The organism is Methylobacterium ajmalii, assembly GCF_036448855.1.
GTDB classification, from domain to species: domain Bacteria; phylum Pseudomonadota; class Alphaproteobacteria; order Rhizobiales; family Beijerinckiaceae; genus Methylobacterium; species Methylobacterium ajmalii.
The window spans coordinates 162878-178204 of the sequence record NZ_JAZFXT010000023.1; the positions used below are offsets into that span (position 1 = coordinate 162878).

Annotated in this window: 13 protein-coding genes and 1 riboswitch; of the genes, 6 read left to right on the plus strand and 7 right to left on the minus strand. The window is 72.3% G+C overall.

Annotated features, from left to right (window positions below; all coding sequences use genetic code 11):
• Positions 1–82 precede the first annotated feature (82 nt).
• Together fabI and V3T34_RS09695 are read left to right on the plus strand one after the other, a co-directional pair.
• A complete protein-coding gene (gene fabI / locus V3T34_RS09690) occupies positions 83–949 on the plus strand; it encodes an enoyl-ACP reductase FabI (RefSeq protein WP_060849195.1) in 867 nt (288 codons plus the stop codon).
• Positions 950–1018: 69 nt separating this feature from the next.
• Positions 1019–2224, plus strand: a complete 1206-nt coding sequence (locus tag V3T34_RS09695) for a pyrophosphate--fructose-6-phosphate 1-phosphotransferase (RefSeq protein WP_305078617.1) — start codon at positions 1019–1021, stop codon at positions 2222–2224.
• Positions 2225–2275: 51 nt separating this feature from the next.
• Here V3T34_RS09695 and V3T34_RS09700 read toward each other — a convergent pair whose 3' ends face one another.
• Both V3T34_RS09700 and V3T34_RS09705 read right to left on the minus strand, forming a co-directional pair.
• A complete protein-coding gene (locus V3T34_RS09700; RefSeq protein ID WP_305078615.1) occupies positions 2276–2524 on the minus strand; it encodes a hypothetical protein in 249 nt (82 codons plus the stop codon).
• Positions 2525–2629: 105 nt separating this feature from the next.
• Positions 2630–3535 (minus strand): lytic transglycosylase domain-containing protein, encoded by a 906-nt coding sequence (locus V3T34_RS09705; protein WP_091885449.1) that lies wholly within the window; start codon positions 3533–3535, stop codon positions 2630–2632.
• A gap of 162 nt (positions 3536–3697) precedes the next feature.
• On the opposite strand from V3T34_RS09705, the gene V3T34_RS09710 reads away from it, so the two are divergent.
• Positions 3698–4579: a methyltransferase domain-containing protein gene (locus tag V3T34_RS09710; RefSeq protein WP_305078614.1), complete on the plus strand. Its 882-nt coding sequence runs from the start codon at positions 3698–3700 to the stop codon at positions 4577–4579.
• Complete coding sequence (locus V3T34_RS09715; RefSeq protein ID WP_305078613.1) at positions 4576–4929, plus strand: DUF427 domain-containing protein; 354 nt, start codon at positions 4576–4578, stop codon at positions 4927–4929. The genes V3T34_RS09710 and V3T34_RS09715 overlap by 4 nt, the downstream gene beginning before the upstream one ends.
• A gap of 129 nt (positions 4930–5058) precedes the next feature.
• On the opposite strand, the gene V3T34_RS09720 is transcribed toward V3T34_RS09715, so the two are convergent.
• On the minus strand, positions 5059–7251 hold the full coding sequence (locus V3T34_RS09720; protein WP_305078612.1) for a transglycosylase domain-containing protein: 2193 nt from the start codon (positions 7249–7251) through the stop codon (positions 5059–5061).
• A gap of 204 nt (positions 7252–7455) precedes the next feature.
• Between V3T34_RS09720 and V3T34_RS09725 the strand changes: the two genes are divergently transcribed.
• The gene (locus V3T34_RS09725) at positions 7456–8301 is read left to right on the plus strand and encodes a type 1 glutamine amidotransferase (protein WP_331369154.1); all 846 of its coding nucleotides are present in this window, start codon (positions 7456–7458) and stop codon (positions 8299–8301) included.
• Between the two features lie 117 nt (positions 8302–8418).
• Here V3T34_RS09725 and V3T34_RS09730 read toward each other — a convergent pair whose 3' ends face one another.
• The 4 genes from V3T34_RS09730 to V3T34_RS09745 form a co-directional block, all read right to left on the minus strand.
• Positions 8419–9879 carry a methyl-accepting chemotaxis protein gene (locus V3T34_RS09730; protein ID WP_305078610.1) on the minus strand — a complete coding sequence of 487 codons (1461 nt, stop codon included), beginning with the start codon at positions 9877–9879 and terminating at the stop codon, positions 8419–8421.
• A complete protein-coding gene (locus tag V3T34_RS09735; RefSeq protein WP_060845832.1) occupies positions 9879–10205 on the minus strand; it encodes a hypothetical protein in 327 nt (108 codons plus the stop codon). Before V3T34_RS09735 ends, V3T34_RS09730 begins: the two co-directional genes overlap by 1 nt.
• A 298-nt stretch (positions 10206–10503) precedes the next feature.
• Complete coding sequence (locus V3T34_RS09740) at positions 10504–11643, minus strand: acyltransferase family protein (protein ID WP_305078609.1); 1140 nt, start codon at positions 11641–11643, stop codon at positions 10504–10506.
• A gap of 129 nt (positions 11644–11772) precedes the next feature.
• On the minus strand, positions 11773–12147 hold the full coding sequence (locus tag V3T34_RS09745; RefSeq protein WP_060845833.1) for an HNH endonuclease family protein: 375 nt from the start codon (positions 12145–12147) through the stop codon (positions 11773–11775).
• Between the two features lie 188 nt (positions 12148–12335).
• A riboswitch (TPP riboswitch) is annotated at positions 12336–12447 on the plus strand.
• A gap of 58 nt (positions 12448–12505) precedes the next feature.
• Here V3T34_RS09745 and thiC point away from each other — a divergent pair.
• Complete coding sequence (thiC, locus tag V3T34_RS09750) at positions 12506–14410, plus strand: phosphomethylpyrimidine synthase ThiC (protein WP_305078608.1); 1905 nt, start codon at positions 12506–12508, stop codon at positions 14408–14410.
• Positions 14411–15327: the final 917 nt, after the last annotated feature.

A 15327-nucleotide genomic window follows, 5' to 3' on the forward strand; every position in this document is an offset into this window, starting at 1 on the left:
GGGAGCCATGGACGGCCGGGTCCGCCCTGCCGCCGGCCCCCCGTGGCGGCTGTTCTTTGGGTGACTCATGGCTGACTCGAACCTGGCTGACTCGAACCGGGCACAGGTGCAGGATGACGGGCAGGCCGCATCCCTGAAGACCGGGCTCCTCGCCGGCAAGCGCGGCCTCGTGCTCGGCGTCGCCAACAACCGCTCGATCGCCTGGGGCATCGCCAAGAGCGCCCACCAGCACGGCGCGCAGCTGGCCTTCACCTACCAGGGCGAGGCGCTGAAGAAGCGCGTCGAACCGCTCGCGCGCGAGCTCGACGCGGCGGTCGTCGGCCATTGCGACGTCACCGACCCGGCCTCGATCGACGCGGCCTTCGAGGCCACCGGCCGGCACTTCCCCGAGGGGATCGACTTCGTCATCCACTGCATCGCCTTCTCGGACAAGGACGAGCTGACCGGCCGCTACATCGAGACCAGCGAGGCGAACTTCTCGAAGTCGCTGCTGATCTCCTGCTACTCGTTCACGGCCGTGGCCCAGCGGGCCGAGAAGCTGATGCGCAACGGCGGCTCGCTCCTCACGCTGACCTATTACGGCGCCGAGAAGTGGATGCCGCACTACAATGTGATGGGCGTCGCCAAGGCCGCGCTCGAGGCCTCGGTGCGCTACCTCGCGGCCGATCTCGGCCCCCAGAAGATCCGCGTCAACGCGATCTCGGCCGGCCCGATCAAGACGCTTGCCGCCTCCGGCATCGGCGACTTCCGCTACATCCTGAAGTGGAACGAGTACAACGCCCCCTTGCGCCGCACCGTGACGATCGACGAGGTCGGCGAGACCGCCGCCTACCTGATCTCCGACATGTCGCGCGGCATGACCGGCGAGATCCTGCACGTCGATGCCGGCTACCACGTCGTGGGCATGAAGAATCCCGAGGCGCCGGACCTCAGCCTCGACAAGGACTGAGCCCGGGGGCTGGACCCCACGGCCGTTCGGCCCACTATGGGCTTCGCGTCGGACACGCGGAGCCCAACCATGCCTACCCTGAAGATCGCCATGCTCACCGCGGGCGGCCTCGCCCCCTGCTTGTCGGCGGCGGTCGGCGGGCTGATCGCCCGCTACACCGACCTGGCGCCCGAGGCCGAGATCATCGGCTATCGCAGCGGCTACAAGGGCCTGCTCCTCGGCGACCACATCCCGGTCACCCCCGAGGTGCGGGCCAAGGCGCATCTCCTGCTGCGCCACGGCGGCTCGCCGCTCGGCAACAGCCGGATCAAGCTCACCAACGTCAAGGATTGCGTGAAGCGCGGCCTGGTGAAGGAAGGGCAGGACCCGCTCAAGGTGGCGGCCGAGCAGCTTGCCCGCGATCAAATCAGCGTGCTGCACACGATCGGCGGCGACGACACCAACACCACGGCGGCCGACCTCGCGGCCTATCTCGAGGCCAACGGCTACCACCTGACGGTCGTCGGCCTGCCCAAGACCATCGACAACGACGTGGTGCCGATCCGCCAGACGCTGGGCGCCTGGACGGCGGCCGAGCAGGGCGCGCTCTTCGCCGAGAACATCGTCAACGAGCAGAGCGCCAACCCGCGCATGCTGATCGTCCACGAGATCATGGGCCGCAAGTGCGGCTGGCTCACCGCCGCGACGGCCAAGGCCTATCGCGACCGCCTCGACCGGACGGAGTTCGTGCCGGAATTCGGCCTCGACCGGGCGCACAAGGAGGTGGACGCGGTCTACCTGCCCGAGATGCCCCTCGACATCGCCCGCGAGGCGGCCCGGCTGAAGGCACGGCTCGACGCCAAGGATTGCGTCACGATCTTTCTCAGCGAGGGCGCCGGCCTCGACGAGATCGTCGCCGAGATCGAAGGGCGGGGCGAGGTGCTGGGCCGCGACCCCTTCGGCCACGTCAAGATCGATACGGTCAACGTCGGCAAGTGGTTCGCCGACCGCTTCGCGCCGATGATCGGGGCGGAGAAGTCGCTCGTGCTGAAATCCGGCCATTTCGCCCGCTCGGCGGCCCCGAACGCCGACGATCTGCGGCTGATCCAGGGCATGGTCGACTACGCGGTCGAGTGCGGCCTCACCGGCGTCTCCGGCGTGATCGGGCACGACGAGGAGCGGGACGGCCGGCTGCGGGCGATCGAGTTCCCGCGTATCCGCGGCGGCAAGGCGTTCGATCCAGAGGCTGCCTGGTTCACCGCGATGCTGAACGCGATCGGACAGCCCCGCGGCTGACGGAGGCCGGCGCCACGATGGGCGCCGGTTTTTTGAACTCTAGGTGGTGAATCATGACCCCGTCGCGTCGAGCGTCGAGGCACGGCCGCCGGGTCCGGCGTGGGACGGCCGGCGGAGGAACGGAACCACGTTCCCAACCGTGTCGACCGGGGCCGTCTCGGATGCCATCGCCTCAACCGCGCCCGGCTTGAGCCCGGATCCGAACGACATCCACCGCACGATCCGGCCGTCGACATGGCGCATCATGTGCCGCTCGACCCGTCTCCGGGCCCACCGGGGCACGCCGTCGCCGAACTTCATGAGCCTTCCTCCCTGCTCGCCCGCTGCGCGACCCTTGGTCGGCTGCCGAGCGAAACAGGGGGCGGAGGTTGTGTCATCACCCGTTTGGGTGACGCGGCGTGAACCTCAGGTTTTCAGCACCAGGCAGGCCCCGCCGACGCCGCGGATGCGGTTGCACAGCGCCTCGGCACCGGGGCGGGTCTCGGCGGGCACGCGGATGCGGTAGAATGCCCGGGTGCCGCGGTGGCGCAGGCGGGTGCCGATGACCATCGGGCGCACGTCGCCGAGGATCGCCGCGTAGCGGTCGCGGGCTCGGCCGAAGCTCGCCAGGGCGATCGACTTCGAGAAATTGCCGGCGAGCTGGACGCCCCAGGGTGCGAGCGTCGCGGCGGCACCCGCGAAGAAGGTCTCGGTGCGGCCGCGGATGCGCAAGGACGCCGTGACCTGCAGGCAGGTCGTGCCCTCCGGCTCGACGAGATCGCCCTTGGTGTCGGCCTTGGCGGCGGCGGCCCAGTCCTCGGCGCTGCGCCCGGTGATCGCCGCGACGTAGGCGCGGGTCTCCGCCGGCAGGCCGCCGGTGCCGGCGAGCCAGGACGAGACCCTGCCGGGCCCGCCATTGTAGGCCGCGGCGGCGAGGCCGAGATTGCCGAACCGGCCCCGCAGGTCGAGGAGGAAGCGCGCGGCCGCGGGGATCGCCTGCTCGGGGTCGAACGGGTCGGTCAGCCCGCGCTCCTGCGCCGTGCCGGGCATGAACTGCGCCACGCCCTGGGCGCCGGCAGGGCTTACCACGCCGGGCCGGAAGCTGCTCTCGCGCCAGATCAGCCGGGTCAGGAAGGCGACCGGCAGACCCTTGGACTGGGCCGCGCCCTCGATCAGGCGGCACAGGGCCTGCTCGACCGTCTCCTCCTTGCCTCCCGAATCCTTGGCCTGCGACGCGGGCGCCGGCCGCACCGGTGCGGCCACGGCGGCGGCCGGGAGGACGCAGGCCGCGACGAGCAGCCAGGCCGGGAGGAGGAGAGGGGGGCGGGTCACCAGGCCCTCTTACCTCGATTCCTTGAACGATTCGGCAAGGGGCCGGGCAAGAGGCTGGGCGAGTGGCCTGCAAGGGATCGGCGAGGGATCGACAACGCCTTTCCGGTCTCGCGGGCGCACCGGCCCTGGCGCTGGGCCCGGTCCCGCGCCATCTAGCGGGCGATGTCCTCGCCGCTCCTGTTCGACGCCCCCCTGATCCGCAAGCGGCTCGCCCGCGCCCGCCGCGCCGGCTTCGCCGACTTCCTGGTCGCGCGGGCGGTCGACGACCTGTCGGACCGCCTCGGTGCGGTGTTGCGGGAATTTCCCTACGCCCTCGACCTCGCCACCCCGGTACCGGCGGCCGCATCCTGGCTGCGGGCGAGCGGGCGGGCGCAATCCGTCATCCGCCTCGCACCGGTGGCGGAGCCGGGCGGGCCCGGCCTCGCCGTCGCGGTCGGCGATCCCGAGACCCTGCCGTTCGGCGACAGGAGCTTCGACCTCGCCGTGTCGCTGCTGGCGCTCCAGCACGTCAACGACCTGCCGGGCGCGCTGGTGCAGATCCGCCGGGCCTTGCGGCCCGACGGCCTTTTCGTCGGCTGCCTGCTCGGCGGGCGCACGCTGACCGAGCTGCGCCAGGTCCTCACCCAGGCCGAGAGCGAGGTCGAGGGCGGGGCAAGCCCCCGGGTGGCGCCGTTCGCGGAGGTGCGCGACGTCGGCGGCCTGCTCCAGCGCGCCGGCTTCGCCCTGCCGGTCGCCGACGTCGAGACCGTGACGGTGCGCTACGGCGATCCGTTCGGGCTGATGCGCGACCTGCGGGCCATGGGGCTGACCAACGCGCTTCGCGAGCGCCGCGGCGGCCTGCGCCGCGCGACCCTGATGCGGGCCGCCGCCCTCTACGCCGAGCGCTTCGCCGACCCGGACGGGCGCCTGCGGGCGACCTTCGAGATGATCTGGCTCTCGGGCTGGGTGCCGCACGAGAGCCAGCAGAAGCCGCTGCGGCCGGGCAGCGCCCAGGCGCGGCTGGCCGACGCCCTCGGCACCGTGGAACGCAAGGAGCCGTCATGACGGGCCCATCCATCACGATCACGCCGAACCCGCACCGGATCCGCGTCATGCTCGGCGGCACGATCGTCGCCGAGACCACCCGGGCGCTGACCCTGCGCGAGGGCGCCATGCCGCCGGTGCTCTACATCCCGCGCGAGGATGCCGAGATGGACCTCTTCGCACGGACCGCGCACCGCACCCATTGCCCCCACAAGGGTGATGCCAGCTACTTCTCCCTCACCGCCGGCGGGGTCGAGCGGGCCAACGCGGTCTGGAGCTACGAGACCCCGTTTCCGGCGGTGGCGGCGATCAAGGATCATCTCGCGTTCTACCCGGGCAAGGTCGACGCGATCGAGGAATTCAAGGACTGAACGACCCGTTCGGCGGGCGCCGTGCGGCCCGCCTCACATGATGTCCCCATCACCCGACGCGCGCGGGGCGACGGCGCCACCGTGCGGGCCCACGGGAGGAATCCCGGAAGACATCGTCCGGAATTCCTCTCACTCCCCGACTCCGAACAGCCGCTCGAGGAAGTTCTTGTCCTCCCGGCTCGGGCCGCCGCGCTGGGGCGCCGGCTGCGGCCGGGCGGGGGCGGGCTGGCCGCCGCCGAGGAGGTCGTCGATCATGCCGCCGATCGTCGGCGGCTCGGCGGGGTTGGCCGCCGCGACGGCGTTGCTGGTGCGGCGCCAGCGGGCGGCGCCGGGGAGCGGCGCCGGCTTGTCGCCGCGCAGGCCCGCCACCATGACCCGGTTCCAGATCTCCACCGGCAGGTTGCCGCCCGACACCCGCTTCGTCGGCTCGCCGTCGTCGTTGCCGAGCCAGACGCCGGTCACCAGGGTGGCGGAGTAGCCGATCACCCAGGCATCGCGGAAATCCTGGCTGGTGCCGGTCTTGCCGGCCAGATCCCAGCCCGGAATGTCGCCCTTCTTGGCGGTGCCGCTGACGAAGACCTCGTGCATCATCGCGTTCATCATGCCGTCGGCCTGGGGCTCGATCACCCGGCCGAGGCCGCTCGGGGCGCGCTTGTAGACGGTACGGCCGTCGACGGTCTTCACGCCGGCGATCACGTAGGGGATCACCCCCATGCCGCCATTGGCGAAGGTGGCGTAGGCGCCGACGAGTTCGAGCGGGGTCACCTCCGAGGTGCCGAGCGCGATCGACGCGTTGGCCTGGAGGGCCGAGGTGATGCCGAGGCGCTGCGCCGTCTGCACCACCGCCTTCGGGCCGACTTCCACGCCGAGCCGCACCGCGACCGTGTTGAGCGAGTGGGCGAGCGCGTCCCGCAGGGACACGGGGCCGCTGTAGTTGCGCGAGTAGTTCTCGGGGTTCCAGCCCTTGATGTTGATCGGCGCGTCCTCCCGCACCGTGTCGGGGGTCAGGCCGCGCTCGACCGCCGCGAGGTAGACGAACGGCTTGAAGGCCGAACCGGGCTGGCGCTTGGCCGTGGTGGCGCGGTTGAACTGGCTCTGCGCGTAGTCGCGCCCGCCGATCAGCGCCCGGATCGCCCCGTCGGGCCGCATCGTCACGACCGCGCCCTGGCCGACGTTGTAGCGCCCGCCCTTCTGGTTCAGCTCGTCGACCAGCGACCGCTCGGCCACCGCCTGGAGGCCCGGATCGACGGTGGTCTGGACCGAGACGTCGGTCTCGATCTTGCCGACGTAGTCGTCGAGCACGTCCATCACGAGGTCGGCGACGTAGTTGGCCGAGCCGCCGCCCTTGGCGCGCGCCGGCTTCGCCGGCTGGGCCAGCGCCACCTTCACGTCCGCGGGCTTGGCGAAGCCCAGCTCCTGCATCGCCGCCAGCACCTGCGCGGCGCGGGCCTGGGCCGCCGGCAGGTTGCGGTTGGGCGCCAGCCGCGACGGCGCCTGGACGAGGCCGCCGAGCATCGCGGCCTCCGCCAGCGTCACCTCCTTGGCGGGCTTGGCGAAGTAGCGCTGGGCCGCCGCCTCGACGCCGTAGGCGCCGGCGCCGAAATAGACCCGGTTGAGGTAGAGTTCGAGGATCTCGTCCTTGGTGTACTTGTGCTCGAGCCAGAGCGCCAGGATCGCCTCCTGGATCTTGCGCGAGGCGGTCCGTTCCTGGGTCAGGAAGAGGTTCTTGGCGAGCTGCTGGGTCAGGGTCGAGCCGCCCTGGGCGACGCCGCGGCGGGTCAGGTTCTGGCCGATGGCGCGGGCGATGCCGACCGGATCGATGCCGAGATGGGAGTAGAACCGCCGGTCCTCGATCGCCACGAAGGCGCGCGGCAGGTAGGGCGGCAATTCGCGGATGCTCACAGTGCGCCCGCCGGTCTCGCCGCGATTGGCGAGCAGCGAGCCGTCGGCGGCCAGGATCGCGATGTTGGGCGGGCGCTTGGGCACCGCCAGCTGGTCGATCGGCGGCAGCTGCGAGGCGTGGTAGGCGACGATGCCGGCCACCGCGACGAGGCCCCAGAGGCCGAGGATCACCGTGCCGTAGACGAGGGAGCCGAGGAACGAGCGCCGCCGGCGCCGCGGGGCCGGGGCCGCCGCACGGGCGGCCCGCTTCGGGGCGGCCTTGGCCGAACCCTTGGATGTGCCCTTGGAGGTACCCTTGGCCACGCCGCCTCCCGCCCGATCGCCCCGCGAGAGGCGCAGGTCGAGGGAGGCCGGATCCCCGGTCCCCTCCGCCTCGAAGCGGGGCTCGACCCGACCCGTCCGCTCGCGTCCCTTCGCCATCCTGCCGAGTTCCCCTTCGCCCCCGGACGAACCGGCCCGCGTGGGGCACTCAAGAGACGGTAATTGAGGCGGGTTTAAGGGCCGTTAACCGAAATTTTGTCGAACGTTTCCCGTGTCTTAGCGCTTCGATCCGAGGCATGCGGCAAGCCGCGCCGGAACGCGCCACCTCCGACGGCGTTGCGGAGGCTCTCACAAGGAGCCGACATGCTGCACCTGCTGGTGGCCGATGGGAACGACCGGGCCGGCCGCGAGACGCATCTCTCGGTCTGCGACAAGACTTCCGCCGAGACCTATGCGGGCATCCTGCATGCGCTCGCGCCGGACGCCGTCTGCCACCTCGTCGCCCCGGCCGACGCGGATGCGGTTCTGCCCCGGGCGCTGTCCGACTGCGACGCCCTGGTTCTGACCGGCTCGACCCTGCACGTCGAGGATGGCGGGCCCGCCGTGACACGGCAATGCGACCTGGTGCGGGCGGCGCTCGAGGCCGGCGTGCTGGTCTTCGGCTCGTGCTGGGGCGTGCAGGTGGCCGCGACGATCGCCGGCGGCCGGGCCGCCCGCAACCCGCGGGGGCCGGAATACGGGCTCGCCCGCGCCATCACCCGGACGCAGGCAGGGGCCGACCACCCGCTGCTCGCGGGCCGCCCGCCGGCCTGGGACGCCCCGGCGATCCACGACGACGCGGTGGTCGAGCCGCCGCCGGGCAGCACGGTGCTGGCCGGCAACGACCGCCTCGACGTCCAGGCGATCGAGATCCGCCTCAGCGACGGGGTGTTCTGGGGCACGCAATACCATCCCGAGCTCGACCTCGACGAGGTCGCGGCGATGCTGCGGCTCTCCGCCGAGGGCGTGGTACAGGCGGGCCTGTGCCCGGACGAGGCCGCGCTCCACGCCTACGCGGATGCCCTGCGCGACCTGCACGGCGACCCGGAGGGTCGGGCCGACCTCGCCTGGCGCCTCGGCGTCGCCGCCGAGGTGCTGGCGCCGGAGCGGCGCCGGCGCGAGATCGCGAACTTCCTCGACCGGCTGGTGCGACCACGACGGAAACCGTGAATCCGGTGCCGCTCATCCGAAATCCGATCGGAGGCTTCGCAATGCGGATTTCGGCTTCGCTCGAGCGCCGCGCCGGCTGGTGACATCGGATCCGGAAGCAGTCTTCGGGATCCGGTGTCAGGCGGCCCGGACGCCGCCGAGGAAGCGCTCGACCTCGGTGCCGAGATGCTCGGCCTGATGCGTCAGCGCATCGGCCGAGGCGAGCACCCGGTCGGCGACGGTGCCGGTGGTGCCGGCGGCCTCGGCCACCGCGCCGATCGTCGCGGTGAGCAAGCCGGTTCCGGCGGTGGCGCGCTCCATCGCGCGCAGGATCTCCTGGGTCGCCGCCTCCTGCTCCTCGACCGCCGCCGCCACCGCGGCCGCCACGCCGTCGATGCCGCGGATGCGCCCGCCGATCGCCTCGATCGCCCGCACGGCGTCGTCGGTCGCCCCCTGGATGCGGCCGATCTGGCCGCCGATCTCGCCGGTGGCCTTGGCGGTCTGGGCGGCGAGTTCCTTGACCTCGGCGGCCACCACCGCGAAGCCGCGGCCCGCGGCCCCCGCGCGGGCCGCCTCGATCGTGGCGTTGAGCGCCAGGAGGTTGGTCTGGTCGGCGATCGCCGAGATCATCGTGACGACGTCGCCGATCCGGGCGGCCGCCTCGCTGAGGGCGCCCACCAGGGCGGCGGAGCGGTCGGCCTCGGCGACGGCGGCGCGGGCGAGTCCGGCGGTCTCGCCGACCTGCTGGCCGACCTCGCGCACGGAGGCGCCGAGCTCCCGGGTCGCCGCCGCGACCGCGCCGACGTCGCCCGCCGCCCGTCCGGCGGCGGCGTCGGCCTCGGCCGAGCGGTCGGCGGCGGTGCCGGCGGTCCGCGACATCGCCCGGGCGGTCGCCTGCAGGTCGCCCGCCGAGGCCGCGACCTGGCCGACGATGCCGCCCACCGCCGCCTCGAAGGCCGCCGCCATCCGCAGCACGCCCTCGCGCCGCTCGTGCTCGGCGGCGCGACGGGCCGCTTCGCCGTCCTGCTCCATGGCGCGCAGGCGGGCCATCTGGTCCTTGGCCTCCCGCTCGGAGGCGGCGAGCCCGGCCAGCGTCCCGGCGACGGTGTGGCAGATCCGGGCGAGCACCGCCGCCTCGATCGTCAGGATCACCGCGTGCAGGACCACCCGGCCGAGGTCGCCCCCCGCCGGGAAGACCGCGGCCGGTAGCAAGAGGTTGAGCACGAGGTGGTGCAAAGCCGTGGCGCCGGTGGCCGCCAGGATCACCCGCCAGTCGCACCAGCCGGCGAGCACCGCCAGGCAGGCGAAGAAGTACATGTGCAGGTCGACCTGCCAGGGATGGCCGGCGCTGGCATAGAGCAGCACCGCCGCCATGCCGACGAGAGCGAGCGCGGAGGCGAGCCGGGTGCGCAGCCCGATCGGGTCCCGCCACCACGACAGGGTGGCGGCGCCCGCGAGCACGGCCGCCGCCAGGCCCGGTGCCGGCGAGGCGCCGCCGCCGGTGATCAGCGGCAGCGCCGCGGCGACCGGGACGTGCGCCCAGAGCAGCGGGATCAGGATGCGGGCGAAGGAACGGCGGAGGTCGTCGGCGTCGGTCATCAGCGGGCGGTGCTCGGTGACGGAAGGAAGTTGCGGGTTGTCCCGGCGGGGGCGGAGGGGCCGCACCCGCCGGCGAGGAGGGGATCGAGGACCAGCCAGGCGCCGGCGCCGTAGAGGCGCCGGACGAAGCCGGGCTCCTCCGAACGCGCCACCACCAGGCCGCCCGGACCGGGGCGAACGAGCCGGCCGCCGGCGGCGGCGACGATCGCAACCGTCTCGCCGATCCCGCCGCCCGGACGGCCGAGCACCGCCACCGCGTCCGAGCGCGGTGCGGCGACGACCAGGAACGGGACCAGGATCAGGAGCAGCAGACCGGCGCCGTCCATGAGGCGGCATCGCGCATCCATGAGGCTCGCCCCGTGGGTGTGAACTTGCGGGATCTTGCGGGGGAATGCCTTACGGACGGTAAAGCGTTATTTACGGATTTGCCCGGATTGGTCATCGACTTGAGTATCGGTATATCGCGAGCGGTATCAGCGTAACTGTTAGCTGGCGTGAGACCCGCTCGTCCGCGATGGTCGCACGCACCAACGAAAAACGGCGCCCCGGGGGGCGCCGTCGTGTCGGTTCGCGTGATTCGGCCGGCCGAGAGCTTGGCCGAGGGGGCGCCCGGACCGAACGCGGTCAGGCCGTCGGCGCCGGGGCGAGGCGCGGCGCCGGGCGGCCGCCATCCTCGCCGACGAGGTGGACGGCAGCCGGGCGGCGGAACAGGAAGCGGGCCGGGGTGTGGCGGACGACCCGCTCGATGGCGAGTGGGACCACTACCGCGGTCAGCGTCACCAGCAGCGCGACGAGGCCGATATCCTCGATCACGCCGCTGCGCACGAGCGCCGTGCGCAGGGCCGCCATCGGCAGGAAGAAGGCGAGGTAGATCACGATCGAGCGCTCGCCGCAGGCCCGCAGGGCCGCGGTCACCGGACCGCCGGCCCGAGTGAGGAGCGCAGCGGTTGCCACGATGGCGAGCGCGCCTGCGGCGCCGAGCATCAGGCTCACCACCGGCAGGCTCGCGAGCGTCGGGTGGGAGGTCAGCCCGGTCGGCGTGAAGACGAGGAGCGCCTCGAGCGACGCCCAGGCGGCGAGGCCGAGGAGCGCGAGGCCGGAGCGCGCCCGCACCCAGTCGGCCAGGGCGAAGATCCGGGTGGCGAACAGGTAGCCGGCGACGAAGTAGACCAGCCGGTCGCAGAACTCGTCGATCAGGGTCGAGCCGGTATGGACCGGGGCGAGCTGGAGCAGCGCCGCGCCGATCAGCAGCACCGGCCAGGGCAGCCGCCGCAGGAGCTTCACGACGACCGAGAACACCGCCAGCAGGTAGATGAACCACAGGGTCGAGTAGGGCTCGACCAAGCCGTGGGCGAGATGGGCCAGGAAGGCGCCGGGCCCGGCGCCATCGGTGATCTGGCCGTACTTCACCGCCGACTGGAGCACCATCCACAGCAGGTAGAAATACGCGAAGTGGACGATGCGCCGGTCGGCGAAGAGGCGCCAGTCGCGATCGACGACCCGGCCGACGAACAGGCCGGAGAGCAGGAAGAAGTCCGGGATCCGGAACGGTTTGGCGAACTCCACGACGTGATGCATGAAGCCCTCGCCGCCCATCGCCTCGCCGACCCCGAGGGTGGAGTGCATCATCACGACGAGGATGATGCAGATGCCCTTGGCGACGTCGACCCAGGCGAGGCGGCCAGGGGAGGCATCGATGCGCGGGCGCACCGGATCGTCCGGCCGGACCGAGAGGGCGGGTTCGGTGTTGGGACGGGCGGACATCGGGCGTCTCCGGAGGTTCGGCCGGAAGGCTGCCAGGGAGACGTAAAGATCGGATCGGGCCCGATCCCGCGAATCGCACCGAACCGCGCAAGATCGGATTCACCCTGATCGGCCGCGGCGAGCCTTCCGCTACCGAACGCTGCGCTTCGTCTCCCGCCGCGTCCGGGTCATCCGCGTCGCGGCGTGGAAGTCGTCGGGCTTCGTCCGCACCCAGGCGAGAAAGCGGGCGATCTCGGGCTCGGCCCGCAGGCTCTCGACGTCGCTCAGGCGCCGCGCCAGCTCCGCCTCGCTGTGCCGGGCATGGATCGCCGAGTGGCAGATCTGGTGCAGCTGCACGGTCTCGCCGTGGGTGCCGCCCTTCAGCTTCGGCGTCAGGTGGTGCCGGCTCTGGCGGGCGCCGGGCGGGATCGGCCGCTCGCAGAGCGGGCAGATCACCGCCGGGCGGGTGGCCGGGCCATGGGTCGAGGGGTCGTCGTCGTTCCAGCGCCGCTCTCGGCGTCCCAAGGCCTGCTCCTCTGCAAGGGCGGGTGTGAGTGATCCGTATCTGGGTCGCCGGGCGGGCGGGGTGCAAGGCCGCGCGGGCGACGGCACGGGAGAACCGATGCCGCAGCGTCCCGGACACCAGGCCGTCCCTCCCGGCCGCACCCCTCGGACCGGCGATTGACAAACCTCGCACCTGGCGGGAGATTGATCCCGTTACCGAGGGGAGCCCCGCCAACGGGGGCTGAGACTGGACGAGCGCGCGTCCTGACCCTTGAACCTGATCCGGTTCGTACCGGCGGAGGGACGGGAACCTGCCATGACCGACGTGACCCGTGCGTCCTCGCGCCTCGAGGCCGGATCGTCTCCCAGGGAGAGATCCATGAACGCACCGATCCCCGCCCACACTCTTCCTCCCGAAGATCTTCCCAAGGATCTTCCGAAGACCGTCACCACGGGGCCGGTCACCGGCTCGGTGAAGGCCTATGCGGCCCCGCGCGAGCGCCCCGACCTGCGCGTGCCCTACCGCGAGATCGCGCTGACGGACCCGGGCGAGGCCCCGGTGCGGGTCTACGATCCCTCCGGCCCCTATACCGAGACCGACGCGCGCATCGATCTCTCCGCCGGGCTGCCCGAGATCCGCGCCGGCTGGCTCGCCGCCCGCGGCTACGGGGCGGTGGCGCCCCGGGCGGTCAAGCCGGAGGATAACGGCTTCGTGGCCGAGGACCGGCTGGTGGCGCCGTGCCCGGCCACCCGCACCGTGCGGCGCGGGGCGCCCGGCCAGCTCGTCACGCAGTACGAGTTCGCCCGGGCCGGGATCGTCACCGAGGAGATGATCTACGTCGCCCACCGCGAAAACCTGTGCCGCGAGGCGATGCTGGCCCAGGCCGAAGGCAAGATCGCCGACGGCGAAAGCTTCGGGGCCGCGATCCCGCCCTTCATCACCCCCGAGTTCGTGCGCGACGAGGTGGCGCGCGGGCGGGCGATCATCCCGGCCAACATCAACCACACCGAGGTCGAGCCGATGGCGATCGGCCGCAACTTCCTCGTCAAGATCAACGCCAATATCGGCAACTCGGCGGTGACCTCCTCGGCCGCCGAGGAGGTCGAGAAGATGGTGTGGGCGATCCGCTGGGGCGCCGACACGGTCATGGACCTCTCGACGGGCCGCAACATCCACAACATCCGCGGCTGGATCCTGCGCAACGCTCCCGTGCCGATCGGCACGGTACCGATCTACCAGGCGCTGGAGAAGGTCGGCGGCGATCCGCTCAAGCTCGACTGGGAGGTGTTCAAGGACACCCTGATCGAGCAGGCCGAACAGGGGGTGGACTACTTCACCATCCATGCCGGCGTGCGCCTCGCCCACGTCCCGCTCACCGCGCGGCGCGTGACCGGCATCGTCTCGCGCGGCGGCTCGATCATGGCGCGCTGGTGCCTGGCCGGGCACCGGGAATCCTTTCTCTACGAGCGTTTCGAGGAGATCTGCGACATCTGTCGAGCGTACGACGTGTCGTTCTCGCTCGGCGACGGCCTGCGCCCGGGCTCGATCGCGGATGCCAACGACGCGGCGCAGTTCGCCGAACTGGAGACGCTCGGCGAGCTCACCAAGGTCGCCTGGGGCAAGGGCTGCCAGGTGATGATCGAGGGCCCCGGCCACGTCCCGATGCACAAGATCAAGGTCAACATGGACAAGCAGCTCGCTGAATGCGGCGAGGCGCCGTTCTACACGCTCGGCCCGCTGACCACCGACGTGGCGCCGGGCTACGACCACATCACCTCCGGGATCGGCGCGGCGATGATCGGCTGGTTCGGCACCGCGATGCTCTGCTACGTGACGCCCAAGGAGCATCTCGGCCTGCCAAACCGCGACGACGTGAAGACCGGCGTCGTCACCTACAAGATCGCGGCGCATGCCGCCGACCTCGCCAAGGGCCACCCGGCCGCGCAGATCCGGGACGACGCCCTGTCGCGGGCCCGGTTCGACTTCCGCTGGGAGGACCAGTTCAACCTCTCGCTGGATCCCGACACCGCCCGGGCCTACCACGACGAGACCCTGCCGAAGGACGCCCACAAGGTCGCGCATTTCTGCTCGATGTGCGGCCCGAAATTCTGCTCGATGAAGATCACCCAGGACCTGCGCGCCGACGTGCTGGCGATGGAGGCGGCGAGCGCCGTGGTCGGCGAGGCCACACCGCTCGACGAAGCGGCCCGCGCGGCCGGCATGGCCCAAAAATCGGCGGAATTCTTGGGCGAGGGCGGGAGACTCTACGTCGACGCCGGATGAGCGCGACCCCCGCGCCCCCGACCGGTCGGGGGCGCGGGGATCGATCCGGGCGCCGGCGCGCGGCGCAAGGACCCACGAATGCTGATGCAGGCCCAGAAGGCCCCGCCGGAACCGGCCCGGCCCGCTCCCGCACGATCGCGCCCGGGCTCGATCGTGCGCCGCCTCGTCGTCTTCGCCCTCGGCCTGGCGGTGCCGATCCTGATCTTCGGCGGCGTGGTGCTGTGGCAGTTCGCCGGGGCGGCGAGGGCGCGCCTCGAGGCGGATGCCCTGGGCCGGGCCCGGATGGAGGCGGCGGCGGTCGACCGCGAGGTCGCGAGCCTGATCGCCACGCTGGAGGCGCTGAGCCTTTCGAACGCGCTCCAGCGCGGCGACGTGACGGCGTTCCGCGACCAGATGCAGGAACTGGCGCGGCGCAGCGGCCTCTCGGCGACCCTGCGCGATCCCGACGGGCGGCGGCTGATCGACATCGGCCCCGAGCCGATGCCGGAACGCCTCGACGGGGCGGACGCCCAGGCCCTCGCCGGCCGGCCGGCGGTCTCGGGCGTGGTCGACGGGCGTTTCCGGGTGACGGTGCCGGTGGTGCGCCGGGGCGGCGAGGCGGTGCTCTACCTCCTGTCGTTCTCCCTGCCGGCCGACCGGATCCGCAACCTCCTGGCCTCCGGCGGGGTGCCGAAGGACTGGGTGATGAGCGTCGTCGACCGCGACGACCGGGTGCTTACCCGCACCCGTGCGCCGGAGCGCTTCACCGGCATCCAGGCGCCCGACGACCTGCGCCGGGCTTCCGGCCCGGAGGGGAGCTGGCGCGGCACGTCGCTGGAGGGCGAGCCGCTCTTCATCGCCTACGCGCGGGCCGGCGTGCCGGACTGGCGCATCGCCGTCGGGGTGCCCGAGGAGGCGCTGGCGGCGCCCGTGCGGGC